This window comes from Enterobacteriaceae bacterium Kacie_13 (assembly GCA_013457415.1).
GTDB lineage: Bacteria > Pseudomonadota > Gammaproteobacteria > Enterobacterales > Enterobacteriaceae > Rahnella.
Window position 1 is genome coordinate 3,564,473 of the sequence record CP045665.1, and the last position, 16,363, is coordinate 3,580,835.

Annotated in this window: 12 protein-coding genes; all 12 read left to right on the plus strand. The window is 54.7% G+C overall.

What is annotated here, in order from left to right:
* Positions 1-264: 264 nt before the first annotated feature.
* The 12 genes from vgrG to tssG all read left to right on the plus strand — a co-directional run bounded on the left by vgrG (position 265) and on the right by tssG (position 16,353).
* The gene (gene vgrG, locus GE278_16220; protein QLK62225.1) at positions 265-2,772 is read left to right on the plus strand and encodes a type VI secretion system tip protein VgrG; all 2,508 of its coding nucleotides are present in this window, start codon (positions 265-267) and stop codon (positions 2,770-2,772) included.
* Positions 2,773-2,774: 2 nt separating this feature from the next.
* Entirely contained in the window at positions 2,775-4,937 is a 2,163-nt protein-coding gene (locus GE278_16225) for a DUF3274 domain-containing protein (protein QLK62226.1), read from the plus strand.
* A gap of 10 nt (positions 4,938-4,947) precedes the next feature.
* Positions 4,948-5,697: a hypothetical protein gene (locus GE278_16230; GenBank protein QLK62227.1), complete on the plus strand. Its 750-nt coding sequence runs from the start codon at positions 4,948-4,950 to the stop codon at positions 5,695-5,697.
* Positions 5,694-6,434: a hypothetical protein gene (locus tag GE278_16235; protein QLK62228.1), complete on the plus strand. Its 741-nt coding sequence runs from the start codon at positions 5,694-5,696 to the stop codon at positions 6,432-6,434. The genes GE278_16230 and GE278_16235 overlap by 4 nt, the downstream gene beginning before the upstream one ends.
* Positions 6,431-7,159, plus strand: coding sequence for a hypothetical protein (locus tag GE278_16240; GenBank protein QLK62229.1), 729 nt, complete (start codon positions 6,431-6,433; stop codon positions 7,157-7,159). The genes GE278_16235 and GE278_16240 overlap by 4 nt, the downstream gene beginning before the upstream one ends.
* Before the next feature lie 5 nt (positions 7,160-7,164).
* Positions 7,165-7,884: a hypothetical protein gene (locus GE278_16245; protein ID QLK62230.1), complete on the plus strand. Its 720-nt coding sequence runs from the start codon at positions 7,165-7,167 to the stop codon at positions 7,882-7,884.
* Between the two features lie 112 nt (positions 7,885-7,996).
* Positions 7,997-8,251 (plus strand): PAAR domain-containing protein, encoded by a 255-nt coding sequence (locus tag GE278_16250; GenBank protein QLK62231.1) that lies wholly within the window; start codon positions 7,997-7,999, stop codon positions 8,249-8,251.
* Complete coding sequence (locus GE278_16255; protein QLK62232.1) at positions 8,251-9,663, plus strand: hypothetical protein; 1,413 nt, start codon at positions 8,251-8,253, stop codon at positions 9,661-9,663. The genes GE278_16250 and GE278_16255 overlap by 1 nt, the downstream gene beginning before the upstream one ends.
* Positions 9,656-13,024, plus strand: coding sequence for a type VI secretion protein VasK (locus tag GE278_16260; GenBank protein ID QLK62233.1), 3,369 nt, complete (start codon positions 9,656-9,658; stop codon positions 13,022-13,024). The genes GE278_16255 and GE278_16260 overlap by 8 nt, the downstream gene beginning before the upstream one ends.
* On the plus strand, positions 13,011-13,541 hold the full coding sequence (gene tssJ / locus GE278_16265) for a type VI secretion system lipoprotein TssJ (GenBank protein ID QLK62234.1): 531 nt from the start codon (positions 13,011-13,013) through the stop codon (positions 13,539-13,541). The genes GE278_16260 and tssJ overlap by 14 nt, the downstream gene beginning before the upstream one ends.
* Positions 13,541-15,316, plus strand: coding sequence for a type VI secretion system baseplate subunit TssF (tssF, locus tag GE278_16270; protein QLK62235.1), 1,776 nt, complete (start codon positions 13,541-13,543; stop codon positions 15,314-15,316). The genes tssJ and tssF overlap by 1 nt, the downstream gene beginning before the upstream one ends.
* The gene (gene tssG, locus GE278_16275; protein QLK62236.1) at positions 15,280-16,353 is read left to right on the plus strand and encodes a type VI secretion system baseplate subunit TssG; all 1,074 of its coding nucleotides are present in this window, start codon (positions 15,280-15,282) and stop codon (positions 16,351-16,353) included. The genes tssF and tssG overlap by 37 nt, the downstream gene beginning before the upstream one ends.
* Positions 16,354-16,363 lie beyond the last annotated feature (10 nt).

The window sequence follows — 16,363 nt, forward strand, 5'->3', positions numbered from 1 at the left end:
GGTTCAAAAGGCTTCGGGGTTAGTTTATGTATGTTCTGAATACAACTGCTGTTCAGCGAACTCATGCATTAACACCTTTACCATGCCAATTAATTACAGATATTGCATTTGTAATTGCTATTGAAAAGTAGCTGACCTATTTAAATAATCGTCTGAGTGACTGCCTGAAGGGCAACTGATACAAGCAACCGGTTTCGAGCTGATGTCGCTACGTAATGGTAATTGCGGTGTAAATCAGGATTAACGTTCAAAAGGAATTAAACGATGGGCATTCAGGAATACATTCTTGCCGGCAGTAAATTGCCGATCCACAACCACTATCAGCTGCGGTTGACCAAGCTTGAATCTCAACAGCCTGGTGTCGATATTTCGGTACTCAAATTCTCAGGGACCGAGGCCATCAGCGACATTCTGCGTTATGAGATTGAGTTCACCAGCACGGTGAAAGACATTCCCGCCCAGCACATCATCAACTATTCCGCGCTGTTCCTGATGTACCCCGACGGCAAGCCCTACGAGTCGGTCACACCGCGCGTTCTTCCCGGTGTCATTACTCAGTTTAGCCAGTGCGGCACCTCTGCCGATGAAACCCGCTACGTCGCCACGCTCGAACACCGTCTGACGCGCTTAAATCAGGGGACCAATAACGCGATTTACCAGAACGATTCGGTGATCAGCATGACCGAAAACACCTTCCTGCGTTACAACATGGACCGGCTGGATTTCCGCTTTGCGCTCAATGATCAGTACCCGCTGAAGAAATTCATGATGCAGTTCGGCGAAAGCGAGTACGCCCATATCGCCCGCCGACTGGCCGACAGCGGCATCTCGTATTTCTTTGAATATGACGAAGAGAATAACTGTGACGTGATGGTGCTGGCCGACCATTCGTATGCCTGGCCTGAAACACTCGCCATCCCGTACCGTCATCCGGCAGGCCTGTTCGACGGCGGGCTGGAATCGGTCTGGGAGATGTCGGTCAGCCGTAAATCCATCCCGAAAACGGTGATGGTCAACGACGACTACTTTCCGGCGGCGCAAAGCGATATGAAGGCGGTCGCTGCGACCAATCCTGACTATCCGGCCCTGGTGGCCGAAGATTATCGCTGGGGTGAGTATTATCCTGAACCCGGTAAGGAATACAGCACCGAACCCGGACAGGGCATGTGGTATGCCAGACGCCGTCAGGAGCGCTACCTCACCGAGCAAATCACCTTTGAGGGCAAATCGAACTGCATGACGCTGCGCCCCGGCATGGTGATCACTACGCCGGGTAAGGACTGGCCGGAAGCGCCGGACGGCCTGCTGATTGTTTCCACCGAGTCTAAAAACGTCGCCCGCGACACGGCCTATGTCATCACTTTCACTGCTGTACCACGCAATACGCAACATGCCTACCGCCCTGCTTTGCTTCCGTGGCCCGTCGTCACCGGCACGCTGCCCGCCCGCATATCCAGCGCCCATCCTGATGAACCCTATGCGCACATCAATGCCGACGGCTTATACCGCGCCCAGTTTGGCTTCGACCGCACCGAGTGGCAGAAAGGGTTTGAGAGCTGCTGGCTACGTTTAGCCAAGCCCTATTCCGGCGATACCTACGGCTTCCATATGCCGCTGCTGGATTCCACCGGCGTGGCGATTGCGTTCGAGAACGGCGACGTTGACCGCCCTTATATCGCCTATGCGTTGCACGACTCACGGCACCCTGACCATGTGGCGTTGCCGAATTACAAACGCAACGTCATAAGAACTCCCAGCGGAAATAAACTGCGCCTGGACGACTCACGCGGTAAAGAGCACATCAAGCTCAGTACGGTTCACTCGGGTAAGAGCCAGCTCAGCCTGGGGCATCTGGTCGACAAAGAGAGAAAACTGCGCGGCGAAGGGGTGGAATTACGCACGGACGCTTTCGTTGCGGTGCGAGGCGGTAAAGGGATTTTGGTGTCCACTGAGCCTAAAAACAATGCCCAGGGCCAGCAGTTAGATATGGATGCCGCCATTGCTCAACTGGAAAAAGCGCTGGTGCTGGCGAAAACCCTGAAACAAACCGCCGATATGGCCCAGGCCTCTCCGGCTGAAACCACTGAACAAGAGCAACTGAAAACAGATTTAACCAGGCTGGCACAGCCCGGTGTACTGATTTATGGCGATGCAGGGATTGCGCATACCACGCCGAAAACGTTGCAACACACTGCCGGTAAAAACCTGGTGGCCACCGCAGGTCAGGATGCCAGCTTCAGCGTCTTCCGCCGTTTCTCTGTTGCCGCCGGTGAGATGTTCTCCGTCTTCGTGAATAAGCTGGGCATCAAGCTGATCGCAGCCGCCGGTAAGGTAAAAATACAGGCGCAAAAGGACCAGATGGAGCTGACTTCGTTTGAAGATATGCAAATCACCAGTACCAACGGCCGCATTGTGCTGAACGCCAAGAAAGAGCTGTTGCTGATGTGCGGCGGCGCCGGCATCCGTATTAAAGACGGCATTATCGAGCAACTCGCCCCGACACGAATTACCCAAAAATCGCCGGTTCTGGAATATCAAGGCGGCGAAAGCGTGAGTCAGGCAATGCCGTCGTTTAAGCAAGGCAATTATGCCATCCAGTACCGTCTTCATGCAGAAGATGATCCAACGCAGGTATTGAAAAATCAAAAATTCCGTGTCCATCGCCAGGATGGTTCCACGACTGAAGGTATAACGGATGCCAACGGTGAATCATCATTATTACAGATGAACGAACTGGAAAATGTAGCGATTGAGCTAATCAAAGGACGATGAAAATGAGTGATTCACAAAGCGATAGCCTGCGTAATGATGGATTTTTATCCGTTGGGGATATTTGCCGTCCAGTCACCGCAGGCGAGATGGTCAAACAAAACTGTCTGATAAAACGTCCGCTGCCGTGCATTGTTATTCTGGTACATGGTGTCAACGATGTTGGTGAAGCTTTTCAAAATCAGGATGAGGGTATTTGCAAGGGACTGAATACCAGACTAGGCCGCACAGATCTATTTCCCCATAGCTGGAAAGAGCAAGAGTTTCAGATCTCTGATGCGGACGGCAGCGTGTTTACTCAACAGTGCTCTGTGGATAAACAGACCTGCGTTGCGCAGGCTAACCGTTCCCCCATCATTCCCTTCTACTGGGGATACCGACCAGTGGAAAAAGATGTCTGGGAAGAGGATCAAAAGCGTTATAGGGCTGAGTTAAGAGATAAAAAGGATGAGGCAGATTTGCCTTTTGATTCTTTCGTCGAAAACGATGCAAAAAAAATAAAAGCCCATCACAGCTCTAAGATTGATAATTACGCTAACTGGCTCGACCCCGCCAAATCGAAAGGCGGTGGTACTTTCGCCAATGCGACGACCAACATCCCTGACATGTTCGGCCCGGGAGGTACGGGTTGGACGATGGGACTGGCGGGCTGGGTTTCACGAACCCATATCACAAATAGCGGCGACTGGAGCCATCCCATCTATGACAACCCGCATCGTATCTATCAGGCTTTTGCGGCAAGACGGTTGGCTGATTTGATCCTAGCGATCCGAACGAACCCTAAAACTAAAACAGATACAATTAATATTGTTGCCCATAGCCAGGGCACCATTATCACCATGCTGGCTAATATGTGGGTTCAGGAGGCAGATGAACATCCTGCTGATTGCGTGATTTTGAATCACTCACCTTATTCCACTGATTTTCGCGTTATTGAAAGCTGGAGCCCGGGTAATCAACAAACGACGGCCGGGCGCGAAAAGACGCTTATAAACTTTTGCCAACTGATGGCTACCAACCCGAAATATACGCCAAACGGGCAATACGTTGCTGATGACCTGCAAAAGCTGAAAGATAGTCTGTGTCTGTCAAATAAAGCGCAATGGAGTGATGCTCGCTATAGCCGGAACAATTTCGGTAAGGTCTACAACTACTTCTGCCCGAATGACACCATTGTTTCCATGCAGCAAGTTCAGGGCTTTGGCTGGAGTGGTATTTCTGACCCATTGCGGGCAAAACTGGGTGCCAACTTTAATCAGCGCGTGTTTTGCAAAGATGTTTACGTCGGGCACAACAGCGGGGAACGCTTTGAATTTTCTAAAGCAATGAGTGATTCAGGGCAAATGGGCGCTAAGAATGCCAGCTACGATTTCAAAAACATCACCGTTGATGCACCTATTTTACCCGCTACATTCCAGTTCAAGCTGGGTGGGCAAGATAATGCGGAAGAGCATAAAAAGAACCCGAATATCCCCGCAGACCCCTACCGCACCAGGCTCAGTGGCCTAGACCCTAACGTCGCAAAAACGGCGCTGGCTAACGAGCAATTTATACATGAAACCCGTCCACTCCCTGCAGGGCTCGGCTACATTCGCGATCAGCATACTTTTGATGCTGCAGAGCTGACTGTATTAAGCGAGGCTTATCAAATAGAGGCTATCCGAGCCCTGGCGACGGGCCCAATGAGGAACATGATAGCCACCCAGGTCGAGATCACCCGACGAATGAACGATGCTGAGTTAGAAGAGGCTGTTAATAATGCCAAAAATGATATTCAAATCAGCCAGCACTCATCCATTGTGACCAGTAAAGACGTGCCTGAAAAAGCCATGGCGTACGACCTGGCAATTGGGGAATGCCAGGCATTTGAGCATAAGGATATTTGGGAGGGGCTGCTGTTGCGAGCAGACTGGAGGCAGGCAGCAAACCCACTAGTCGAAGTCACAAATTATTATCGGAATGGCCAATTACCTCCTGAATTTAAAACTCTTATGAATAAACCAGAAAGAGAACACGGTGCTCCAAAAGGGCAATTCGGTGTAGTCAATGATTACGCCCCTTCTAAAACTCGGCAAACACCACCAAAAGATATTTACGGCCAAATTGGTACTGATACCAGCGAGCCTGTGACTGAACTGCAATGGGCTATGCCAAAGCCATTGGTTTAAGGAAAATATTATGAAAAAGATAAATGGATTTTTGGTATTAGTCAGCCTGTTCTGTATTTCCGCTTGTGTACACAGCGCAAACAATTCCTCTGCTCCGCCAACGCAGGTGGTTTACCGCTTTGACGATCACCGTTACCTAGAACTGACCGGGTTTAACTGTGAAGGTCGTCTGAGATATATCGATCCCCAAAGGAATATTAATACTGATGTCTACGATGGCTACTCAGGTTATCGGGTCTACACCAAAACTTATATTCATCCGTCAGAGCGTTATATCGTCATCCCAGAATATGAAGATCTTAGTACTTTCACTATTTCTAAAGATTACGGACAGACTTGGGAAAGAGCGCGTTATTCACCAGGCGGAGGGGCTGATCCTTACGGGAAACGTATTCCCGCAAGAAAAACCGATTCCGGGCTTCCTGTTGTAGCTGGTGAGGATACTTATCCTATATACGAAGACGTACTCTCGCTGACAGTCGTTAACGACCAAGGTTTTATTCAGACCAAATGGGGCGATATTTATATGAGCTCCAAGCCTTTCGACGCCTATGACCCTGACGGACACGGTGGGGAATGGGGGAAAGAATATACATCATGGAACTCCTTTGCTGGGCCAGATCACTGGTCAATTGACGCTAACAGAAAAAATTTCCAGGGCATTCCCAACAAAGTTCCCCCAGTCAAAAACTACACAGGTTGGGACAAAATGCGCTGTAATCCCGATTTAGGCTTGCCTCCAGCGGAGCAGGGAAAATGAGACTGATGAGAATAGTGATGATGCTTTCTACCTTCACCGTCCTTAGTGCCTGCCATGCGGCATCAAAATCGCCTCCTACACAGGTGGTTTACCGTTTTGACGATCATCGTTACCTGGAACTGACCGGTTTTAACTGTGAAGGGGGACTTACATACACCGACACGGAAAAAAGCATCCATACCCAAATTTATGAAAACTCTGATAATTACCGGGTCTATACCAAGACATTCATTCATCCTTCGGAGCGCTACATTGTAATTCCCGAATACGAAGATCAGAGTACTTTCACTGTTTCTAAAGATTATGGAAAAACATGGGAGGGGGCGCGTTTTTCACCGGGTGGTGGCGCAGACCCTTACGGTAAGCGAATCCCCGCCAGAAAAACAGCATATGGAATGGAAGTTGTTGCAGGCGAAAATACCTCGCCTCTGTATGAAGACGTAATCTCTTTTACTGTCATCAACGATCAGGGTTTTTTACAGACCAAATGGGGCGATATTTATATGAGCTCCAAGCCTTTCGACGCCTATGACCCTGACGGACACGGTGGGAAATGGGGGAAGGAATATACATCATGGAACTCCTTTGCTGGGCCAGATCACTGGTCAATTGACGCTAACAGAAAAAACTTCCAGGGCATTCCCAACAAAGTTCCAGCAGTCAAAAACTACACAGGTTGGGACAAAATGCGCTGTAACCCCGATTTAGGCTTGCCTCCAGCGGAGCAGGGAAAATGAGACTGATGAGAATAGTGATGATGCTTTCTACCTTCAGCGTCCTTAGTGCCTGCCATGCGGCATCAAAATCGCCTCCTACACAGGTGGTTTACCGTTTTGACGATCATCGCTACCTGGAACTGACCGGGTTTAACTGTGAAGGTCGTCTGAGATATATCGATCCCCAAAGGAATATTAATACTGATGTCTACGATGGCTACTCAGGTTATCGGGTCTACACCAAAACTTATATTCATCCGTCAGAGCGTTATATCGTCATCCCAGAATATGAAGATCTTAGTACTTTCACTATTTCTAAAGATTACGGACAGACTTGGGAAAGAGCGCGTTATTCACCAGGCGGAGGGGCTGATCCTTACGGGAAACGTATTCCCGCAAGAAAAACCGATTCCGGGCTTCCTGTTGTAGCTGGTGAGGATACTTATCCTATATACGAAGACGTACTCTCGCTGACAGTCGTTAACGACCAAGGTTTTATTCAGACAAAATGGGGAGATATTTATATGAGCTCCAAGCCATTTAATGAATCCAATACGCATGGTGGTAAGTGGGGGAAAGACTATCTTTCGTTGAATGCAATTCAGGAATACCGATCAACGTTTGCTGATAGAAAGAATTTTCAGGGCTTACCTACTAAGGTCCCAGTAGTAAAAAACTATACCGGTTGGGACAAAATGCGCTGTAACCCTGATTTAGGCTTGCCTACAGCGGAGCAGGGAAAGTGAGACTGATGAGAATAGTGATGATGCTTTCTACCTTCAACGTCCTTAGTGCCTGCCATGCGGCTTCAAAATCACCTCCTACGCAGGTGGTCTACCGTTTTGACGATCACCGTTATCTGGAACTGACCGGGTTTAACTGTGAAGGGGGACTTACATACACCGACACGGAAAAAAATATCCATACCATAATTTATGAAAATTCAGACCGGTATCGGATCTATACCAAGACGTTTATCCATCCTTCAGAGCGCTACATTGTGATCCCTGTATATGGCGAAAGCGAAAGCCTTACCATATCCAAAGACTATGGGCAGACATGGGAGGGAGCACGTTTTTCTCCCGGCGGTGGCGCAGACCCATTTGGTAAGCGAATTCCCGCTCGGAAAGATAGATTCGGTGCTACCCAGGTGGCTGGCGAATACACCTCACCAAATTATGAAGATATTCTCGCCTTTACTGTCATCAACGATCAGGGTTTTTTACTGACCAAATGGGGCGATATTTATATGAGCTCCAAGCCATTTGATGAACCCAATACTCATGGCGGTAAGTGGGGGAAAGACTATCTTTCGTTGAATGCAATTCAGGAATATCGATCAACGTTTGCTGATAGAAAGAATTTTCAGGGCTTACCTACTAAGGTCCCAGCAGTCAAAAACTATACCGGTTGGGACAAAATGCGCTGTAACCCCGATTTAGGATTGCCTCCAGCGGAGCAGGGAAAATGATATCCATGATGCCCCAGGAGAGCCACGGTAGTGAACAGAACAGGCTACTCACTACCGGATATGACAATCGCCGGTTTTCGCAAAAAATAACACATTCAGGGAAGGATATTTCATGCACGGCGTTATTCGTTTAGGCGATCCCCATTCTCACGGCGGCAACGTCAGTTCGGCCTCTGGTCCGCTATTTGACGGTAAACCGGTGATGTTGGCCGGTGACACAGTGAATTGTTCTCAGCACGGTACGGTGCCGGTCAATCAGGGGCACCCGACCTGGAAAATGAACAGCAAAGCGGTGATTGTGGATGGCTGCACCGCGCAGTGTGGCTGCACGTTACACACCACATTACCCAACGCCGGGGCGCAGTGATGAATTGGCGCCTCCCTGAGATGGTTCGTCACGCCGTGCCACGACTCCCCGCATGGTGGTGGTGGCTGGCGGTGCCTGCGATCTGCATCGCTCTTGCAGCTATTGGCCTGTTTTTCACCTGGCCGGTGCAACGGGGTTACGCGGATCCTCGCTTCTGGTTCTGGCTGTTATTATTGCCCATGTTGCTGTCGTCAGCCGTGATGACCTTTGTGTTGAGCGGCACGCTGCAATCCCGTCGGCAGGTACAATGGCGACACCTTTTCATCGACCGCAAGTATGCCAACTGGCAATACTGGGGACGCCGCTCACTGCGTTTGGTCGCCTTTCACGCCCTGACGCCTGAGCCAGATGTGGCCAGCCGCGCCCTGGGTCTGGAAGGCCAGCCACCACAGGCACCGGCTAAGCCAGCGAATCTCATTTTGACGGAGCCGGTGTTGATCGGTGAATCACCGCTCAAAAGCATTCTCACGCAAACACTGACGCCTCTGCATAACGCTTTACGCTCCCTGCCCAGCATTGAAATATGGTTTTACGCCAATACGGATGAACAACAGGCACTTCCCGTCGTGGAACAATATTGGAGCAGTCAGCTCAATAAGCGTCTTAACCTGGAAAATATCCACTGGCAGAGCGTGGCTCCGGATGCCTCTCTGCTGCATGACTGGTGTGATGAGGACATTAAGGTTCCGCGACTGGTGATCGCCCTGCACCTGGTGGAGGGTAAAAGCCGCGCCAGCGCCTGCAGCAGCGCCCTGCTTTTCCAAACCTCTGCCGGTCCGGTGGTGAAAGTGCCGCCTTTTCGCCCTGTTTTTTTATTCCGCCCGCTGATGACGCAGGCGCACGACCTTGAGGCCGATTTCCCGCGCTATCTGGCTACCGGTCAGACTGATCCCAAACGTCTGAGCCATCTGTGGGACGCCGGTCTACAGAGCCGGGAACGCGGCGCTCTGCTGGCGTTGATGGATGAAAGCGACGTGGCGCTGCCCGCGCCGGGGCGTCATGACCTGTCGCTGCTGTTAGGCCCCAAAAGTCCGGCCTCATTCTGGCTTGCCCTGTGTCTGGCAGCGCAGGGATGTGATTTAGGCCAGCGTGGCCAGCTGGTAGCCGCACAGACCGACGAGGCCATCAGCCTTATCCAGCTCAGCACCCAGCCTGCCGAACCGGTTACTGCTCCGCCCGATACGATATCCCGTTACCCGTTGGCCTATCTCGGCGGCATTTTTGCCGTGATGCTGGCCCTGATTTTACTGCCTGCTGAGCGCAACACACAGATGGCCATGCTGCCCTGGCTGGGCGGCGGCCTGGTGATTGTCGCGGCCTTGCTGAGTTTCTCCATCCCACTGGCGCTGCGTTTATGGCGTAAACAACTGGATGTTGAGTGGCACCTGCTGGAACAAAAACCTCATGATTAAGAGTCTTCACGCGCTGCTGGTTGTGTTGCTTACGCTGGCACTCGGCCTGCTGTGGCTAAATGCCAGCAAAGAGACAGTTGAGTACACTACCGCCTGGTGGGGCACCGGCGTCATGCTGCTTAGCTATTTCCTGCTGGCCCGCTACGTCTTCGCCGTGCAACTGCTGGACTTTAACCGTCCCCCGGAAAAACAGGACGACGAGCGGGTCTCAGCCTTTGAATCCCTGCGCTTTACCCTGCGCCACCGCTATGGCTGGAAGTGGAAACACCAACAGCCCTGGCTGCTGGTGACCGGCGAACGTGATGCGGTGGAAAAAATCGCCCCCGGACTGACGCAGGTGCGCTGGCAGGAAAGCAGTGCCGCCGTTCTGCTGTGGTGCGGCGAAGCGCAGGCGCTGGATTTACCTGCACTCAAGCAGCTGCGCCACCTTCGCGGACGGCGAGCGCTGGATGCCGTGCTGTGGGTGACCGAATTCCCCTCTGACGCTGCCCATCTGTGGACCACGAACAGCGCACCGGTGAAGCCTGAGCAGCAGGACGGCACTGACGCGGTTTATCGCCAGCTTATCGCGCTCGGCCAGACCCTGAGCTGGCGACCGCCGGTGTTCGGCGTCTGCCTGAGTGACCCGCAGTGGGAGCAGGATGACCGACCGCTGCAAAGCGTCGGCTGTTACTGGCCCGCAGGCCAGCCGGTCTCGCTTAATGAGAAACTCAATGAGCTGACCAGCACGCTGATACCCCAGGGCATGGCCCAGCTGGCCGACAATATGCGCTGGGCTTATCTGCTCAAACTGGCCAACGATGTGGCTCACAGCACCGGTTCGCGGCTAACGCAGCGCTTTCAGCCGTGGCTCGAGGAGCATCAGCGCGTCTTACTGGCCGGGTTATTCTTTATGCCCGCCGCCGCGGAGTCCGCCTCCCCGTTGCAAAGCCGCAACGCCTGTTATCTGTCACCCGCATGGCATGGGGTGATGGCCCAAAGCCAGCAACAGCGCGGGCAGCGTGACCACTTTTCCACCGGTGACAGGCTGACGCTCGGCGCGGTGGCATTGCTCGGGTTATGGGTACTCGGCATGGCCGTCTCGGCGTACAATAACAGCACGCTGATTCAGGAAAGCCAGGCGCTGCGTCAGGCGGCGGCCTCACCGGCATCGCCGTCAGACTCGCTCACTCGCAGCGTCGCCCTGCAAGACGGCATCGACCGCTTGTTATGGTGGCAGCTGAACGGTACGCCGTGGTCACACCGCTTTGGTCTGGACCAGCGTGATGCGTTGCTCAACGCGCTGTGGCCGACCTATACGCAGCAAAATCAGACGTCACTCATCACCCCGATGGTCAGCGCGCTAAAGCAGCAGTTGCAGGCGTTTGTTTCCCTGCCGCCGGGTACGGCCGAACGTCGGCAGGCTGGTAAGCTTGCCTATCAGCGACTGAAAACCTACCTGATGCTGCTTCATCCTGAACGCGCCGAACCGGCCTTTATGCAACCGGTGCTGGCACCGCTGTGGCCCGCACCAGCGGGCGTTACGCCGGGCGAATGGATAGCCCGCTCGGATAAACTGCTGGGGTTTTACCTGCAACAGTTGCCGCTGCACCCTCAGTGGCAACTGCCTGCCGATGACAACCTGGTGGCTAACGTGCGCACTATCTTGCGCAGTCAGAAAGGGATGAGTAACAGCGAAAACACCCTGTACCAGCAGGTTCTGCTGTCGGTCTTGCCGCACTACGCCGACGTCACGCTCGACAGCCTGCTCGGCGATACTGCCGGCAGCCAGCTGTTCACCACCGGTGAAACCCTGTCGGGCCTGTTTACCCGTCAGGCCTGGGAGGGTGAAGTCAGTGACGCCATTGAGAAGGCGGCTTCGGCCCGCCGCGTGACCTCCGACTGGGTGCTTGATGACACCGGCGAACAGCAGCTGCTGAGCAAAGAACAGCTTTTACAGCGCATGACCGAACGCTATTTTGCCGACTACGCCAGCGCGTGGCTGAACTTCCTCAACGGCATTCAGTGGAATAACAGCGACTCGCTGAGCACTTCGCTTGACCAGTTGACCCAACTGGCCGATGCGCGCCAGTCTCCCCTGCTCGCCCTGACCAGAAGCGTGCGTTATCAGGCCGCCGCCGGACAGAACCGCGCCGCACTCGGTGACTCGCTGCTCCAGTCCGCGCAAAAACTAGTGTCGAACGGCGCAGCGCAAGACAGTGCGGCAGGAAGCAATAACGACCCGACCCGCGTACTGCGCGACACTTTTACCCCGCTGCTGGCTATCCTGCCGCCGGAAACGCAGGTTGCCGGTGAGGTGCAAAATGCGCAGAGCGCCACGGGCGTGACGCTGGCTAACTACCTGCTGCAGGTATCTCAAACTCGCCTTCAGTTGCTGCAGGTGGCTAACGCCTCGGACCCGCAGGCGATGGCGCAAAGCATGGTCAAATCGGCCTTCGGCAACGGCAATACCACGCTGGCGCAGGCCCGCCACTATGCACAGCTGCTGACGGCCAGCCTCGGCGGCGAGTGGAGCAGCTTTGGTGACGCGGTGTTTGTGCAACCACTCGAGCAGGCGTGGAACGGCGTGCTGCTACCGGCACAAGAGGGGCTGAACAACGCGTGGCAGATGCAGATACAACACCCGTGGCAGGCCGAATTTACCGGTCGCTATCCGTTTGATAACACCAAAAACGACGCGGCCTTCGCGCAGCTGGCGCACTACCTGACGCCGGACAGCGGCCTGATTGACCAGTTTATTACCCAGCAACTGGCTGGCGTACTGGAAAAACAGGGCGACAGCTGGGTAGCGAACCCGCTCAATACGCAGGGGCTGGATATCAATCCCGACTTTCTGAATGCCGTTAACCAGCTAAGCCAACTGGGGCGGCGCTTATTCCCACAGGGAGAGGCCGGCGTCACCTTTGAGCTGCAAACCCGCTCTGCCCGCAACGTGGTGGAAACCGACCTGCAGATTGACGATGCCACCATGAAGTACTTTAACCAGATGCCGGGCTGGCAGACATTCCGCTGGCCGAATGCTGCCAGCGACCACCCTCAAGTCGCGCTGGCCTGGTCACCGGTCGCGGCCTCCGGGAAAAATGCCGATGCGTTTCAGACCTATTTTCAGGCCGACGGAAGCTGGGCTTGGTTGCGCCTGCTCGATAAAGCCCGCGTGGAACAACTCGACAATGGCCGCTACCTGCTGAGCTGGCAAACACCGACCAAAGAGACGCTTTCTATGGTGCTACGTACCCAGAGCGGCGGCGGCCCGCTGGAGCTGCTCGCCCTGCGCCGCTTTAAGCTGCCCACGCAGATATTTACCTCGCCGGACGTGGTGACCTCACCGCCTGAGGAGGCAACCCACCATGACGCACCGTAAAATGACCCGAATGAAATATGCCGTGGCGCTTTTGTTACCCCTGCTGTTAAGCGGCTGCGGCCTCTCGCAGCGCGTCGGTCAGGGCGCATCGTCCGTGGCCGACGTGGTGTTTTATCGCAAGATTGACACTCTGCACCTGACGCTTTCTTCACGCAGCGCCCTGAACAACAACGAAGGGGGGGAGGCGTTGCCGACGGTAGTCTGGGTTTACCAGCTCAAAGACCGCAAAACCTTCGACACCACCAGCTACAGCGCACTGCTAAAACAAGATAAAACCCTGCTGGACGCCGACCTGCTCGACAAACAGGTGGTACAGGTGATGCCCGCCAGTGACGCCACGCTTGCCGTGCCGATGCATGCCGATGCCCGGTTTGTGGCCGTGGTCGCGCTGTTTATGGCGCCTGACGTGAAGAACAATACCTGGCGTAGGGTCATTGAACGCAATGACCTCGACCCGGATAAAGGCCGGGTGGTTGAGCTTAATGACAACCGGCTGCTGCTCAGGAAACCGCAATAATGGACGATGATTTCTTAAAATACTTCGACGGCGAAATGCGCTACCTGAAGGAAGCCGGCATTGAGTTTGCCGAAGCGTTTCCTGAATTAGGCAGAGCGTTAGGTCTTGACGGCAGTCCGGTGCCTCGCGATGAATCGGTCGAACGACTGTTTCAGGGTTTTTCCCTGATGATGGCCAAACTTCGGCAGAAGATTGATGACGACATTCCTGAGCTGACCGAGCCGCTGCTCGGCCACCTGCTGCCGGTGGTGAACCGCACGTTGCCCTCCACGGCCATCGTTGAACTGACGCCTGCCGCGCCGGAGCTGCACGTGCGCGAAGAGGTGCTGCCCGCCGAGAGTGAACTGTTTACCCAGCCGCTGGGCAATGACCGCCAGCGCTGCGCCTACCGCACCACCCGTGCGCTCACCGTGCATCCGTTTGCGCTCGAGAGCGTCAGCTTATTTACCCTGCACGAAGGCCAGCAGGCGCTGCGCCTGCGCTTTACCCTGCCCGTGCTGACTGAAATTCGCCCCACCGACTGGCAGAACATCAGCCTGTATATCAACGGCGACCGGCCATTGCAATCGGCGCTGTATCTGGCGTTGAGCCGTCAGGTGAAACGGGTGCAGGTACGCTTCGGGCAGAGTTCGCCAGAACTTACGCCAGTCAACGCGCAGTTTGTCCCGCGCTGGCAGACCGAGCAGGACGCCAGCCTGTGGCCGGAAAGCGACAGCCCGGCGCTGTGCGGGGAAATGCGCCCGTGGCTGGAATATTTTACCAGTCCCGAACGCTATTTCTTTATGCAGCTGCGCGGGCTGGAAACGATGGCCTTCCCGCCGGACACTACCGCTTTTGATATCGAGGTCACCCTGAGTGAGCGCTGGCCGGTTGATTTAACCGTACCGCCTGACGCCCTGCGCATGCACTGCGTGCCGGTGATCAACCTGTTCCGTCTGCTGGCCCAGCCGCTGACGGTGACCACGGCGGTCAGCGATTATCGCCTGCGCCCGCACCGCCTCAGCGACGGACACACCGAGATTTACGCCGTCAACGACGCGGCGCAGGTGACCGAAGACAATGCCGAATTCAGCTATGTGCCCTACAGCCAGTTTCGCCAGAAAGGCGGGATGCTGAAATACGAAAAGTCGTGGCCCGACCGCTATTACCACACGCGGATGGTTCGCGGTCCGTCAGGGCTGAACGAGACGATTTTAATGCTCGGTGGCCGTACCCACGACGCACAAAACGGCCTGAAAATGCGCCTGAACATGACCTGTACCAACGGCGCTTACCCGCGCATGGCGCTACGGGACACGGTGTTTGACGGCGAGATGGCGCTGGGTAATCTCGCGCTAAAATGGGCCACCCGCACCAAACCGGCCATGCCGTACTACCCACCCACCGCCGAGCTTTACCAGTGGCAGGTGATGTCACTGCTGCACCCGCAGGCCATCGCCAGTCTGATGGAAATCGACACCCTTCGCCACGCCCTTGGACTGCTGGACTGGACGAGTGACCCGAACAACGCCCGCCGCATTGCCGGTATTACGCACGTTGACTACAAGCCGTCCCACTACCCCGCCGAAGGCTGGCACGGGGTGGCTATCCGCGTGACGCTGGATGAAACGCAGTTCTTCGGCCAGGGCGACGCCCTGCTGTTTAGCGAAATCCTGGAGCAGTTTTACACCCAGTACGCCGATATTCGCCGGTTCATTCAACTGACGGTCCAGCTCAGCCCGTCCGGTACACTGTGGTCATGGCCAGAGCGACGCTTAACGCGGGTGCTGTTCTGATGGACCAGGGTAACCGCGATAACCCGGACAACCACGTCCCAGCGTTCTGGCGGGACAACGACGGCGATGACCGCGCGCACGCCTTCAACTTCTACCGGTTCTGCCAGCTGCTCGAACAACAGATGTCAGGCAAACCGCCGCTCGGCAGCACCTTTTCGCCCAAAGATGACCCGGTGCGTTTTCGCCCGCATCCGGGCATGGGTTTTCCGGTCAGCGAACTCAAAGCGGTGGAGACTGACCCGGAACGTCCTGATAAACCGCCCACCGTGCGCACCACCTTTATGGGGCTGTACGGCATCGATTCCCCGATGCCGAGCAGCTACGTCGATGACATCACCCAACGGCGCGAAGGTCATGAAGGTCTGGAAGCCTTTTTAGACATTTTCAACCACCGGATGATGACCCAGTTCTACCGCATCTGGCGTAAATACAGCTATCCCGCCACCTTCGAAGCGGGCGGCATCGATAAAACCTCGCGCAGCCTGATGGCGTTGACCGGCATGACTGACAGCGGCGATGTACCCGCGTCACGACTGCTGGCGATGCTGCAACCGTTAGTCCGCACCACTCGGACTGCCGAGGGGATCGCCAGCGTGATCAACACCCAGGCACCGAATACGCAGGTCACCATCAAGCCTCACAAGGTCACCCGAATGCCCGCCGGTCAGCAGGCGAGATTCTCGCTTTCTGCGCTGCAAACGCTGGGCGACCCTCTGGTTCTCGGCAGTCATACCGACGATGCAAACTACTGCATTGGCGTCGAGATGTTCACCGAGGATCCGAGCGAGGCCAAAGGCTGGCTGCCCGGAGGCCAATTGCGTGAAGACGTCTTCACCCTGTTGCGTGTGTATCTCGGCTGTGACTACGACGCCAGCCTGAAACTGACAATCCCAATTGAATTGGCTCCCCTGCCGCGCCTGGGCGATCGTTCGCTGCTGATGGGCTATAACGTGGTGATGGGACTGCGGGAAGATAATCTGGATGAGATGCCGGAGAAAGTGACGATGACCTTGGGGCTGATTAGGGATAAAAGGTAAGAATTGTTCA

What these genes read in the sequence shown, in the direction of transcription:
- vgrG (QLK62225.1), top strand. Translation starts at nt 265, where the DNA reads ATGGGCATTCAGGAATACATTCTTGCCGGCAGTAAATTGCCGATCCAC.
- GE278_16225 (QLK62226.1), top strand. Translation starts at nt 2,775, where the DNA reads ATGAGTGATTCACAAAGCGATAGCCTGCGTAATGATGGATTTTTATCC.
- GE278_16230 (QLK62227.1), top strand. Translation starts at nt 4,948, where the DNA reads ATGAAAAAGATAAATGGATTTTTGGTATTAGTCAGCCTGTTCTGTATT.
- GE278_16235 (QLK62228.1), top strand. Translation starts at nt 5,694, where the DNA reads ATGAGACTGATGAGAATAGTGATGATGCTTTCTACCTTCACCGTCCTT.
- GE278_16240 (QLK62229.1), top strand. Translation starts at nt 6,431, where the DNA reads ATGAGACTGATGAGAATAGTGATGATGCTTTCTACCTTCAGCGTCCTT.
- GE278_16245 (QLK62230.1), top strand. Translation starts at nt 7,165, where the DNA reads ATGAGAATAGTGATGATGCTTTCTACCTTCAACGTCCTTAGTGCCTGC.
- GE278_16250 (QLK62231.1), top strand. Translation starts at nt 7,997, where the DNA reads ATGCACGGCGTTATTCGTTTAGGCGATCCCCATTCTCACGGCGGCAAC.
- GE278_16255 (QLK62232.1), top strand. Translation starts at nt 8,251, where the DNA reads ATGAATTGGCGCCTCCCTGAGATGGTTCGTCACGCCGTGCCACGACTC.
- GE278_16260 (QLK62233.1), top strand. Translation starts at nt 9,656, where the DNA reads ATGATTAAGAGTCTTCACGCGCTGCTGGTTGTGTTGCTTACGCTGGCA.
- tssJ (QLK62234.1), top strand. Translation starts at nt 13,011, where the DNA reads ATGACGCACCGTAAAATGACCCGAATGAAATATGCCGTGGCGCTTTTG.
- tssF (QLK62235.1), top strand. Translation starts at nt 13,541, where the DNA reads ATGGACGATGATTTCTTAAAATACTTCGACGGCGAAATGCGCTACCTG.
- tssG (QLK62236.1), top strand. Translation starts at nt 15,280, where the DNA reads ATGGCCAGAGCGACGCTTAACGCGGGTGCTGTTCTGATGGACCAGGGT.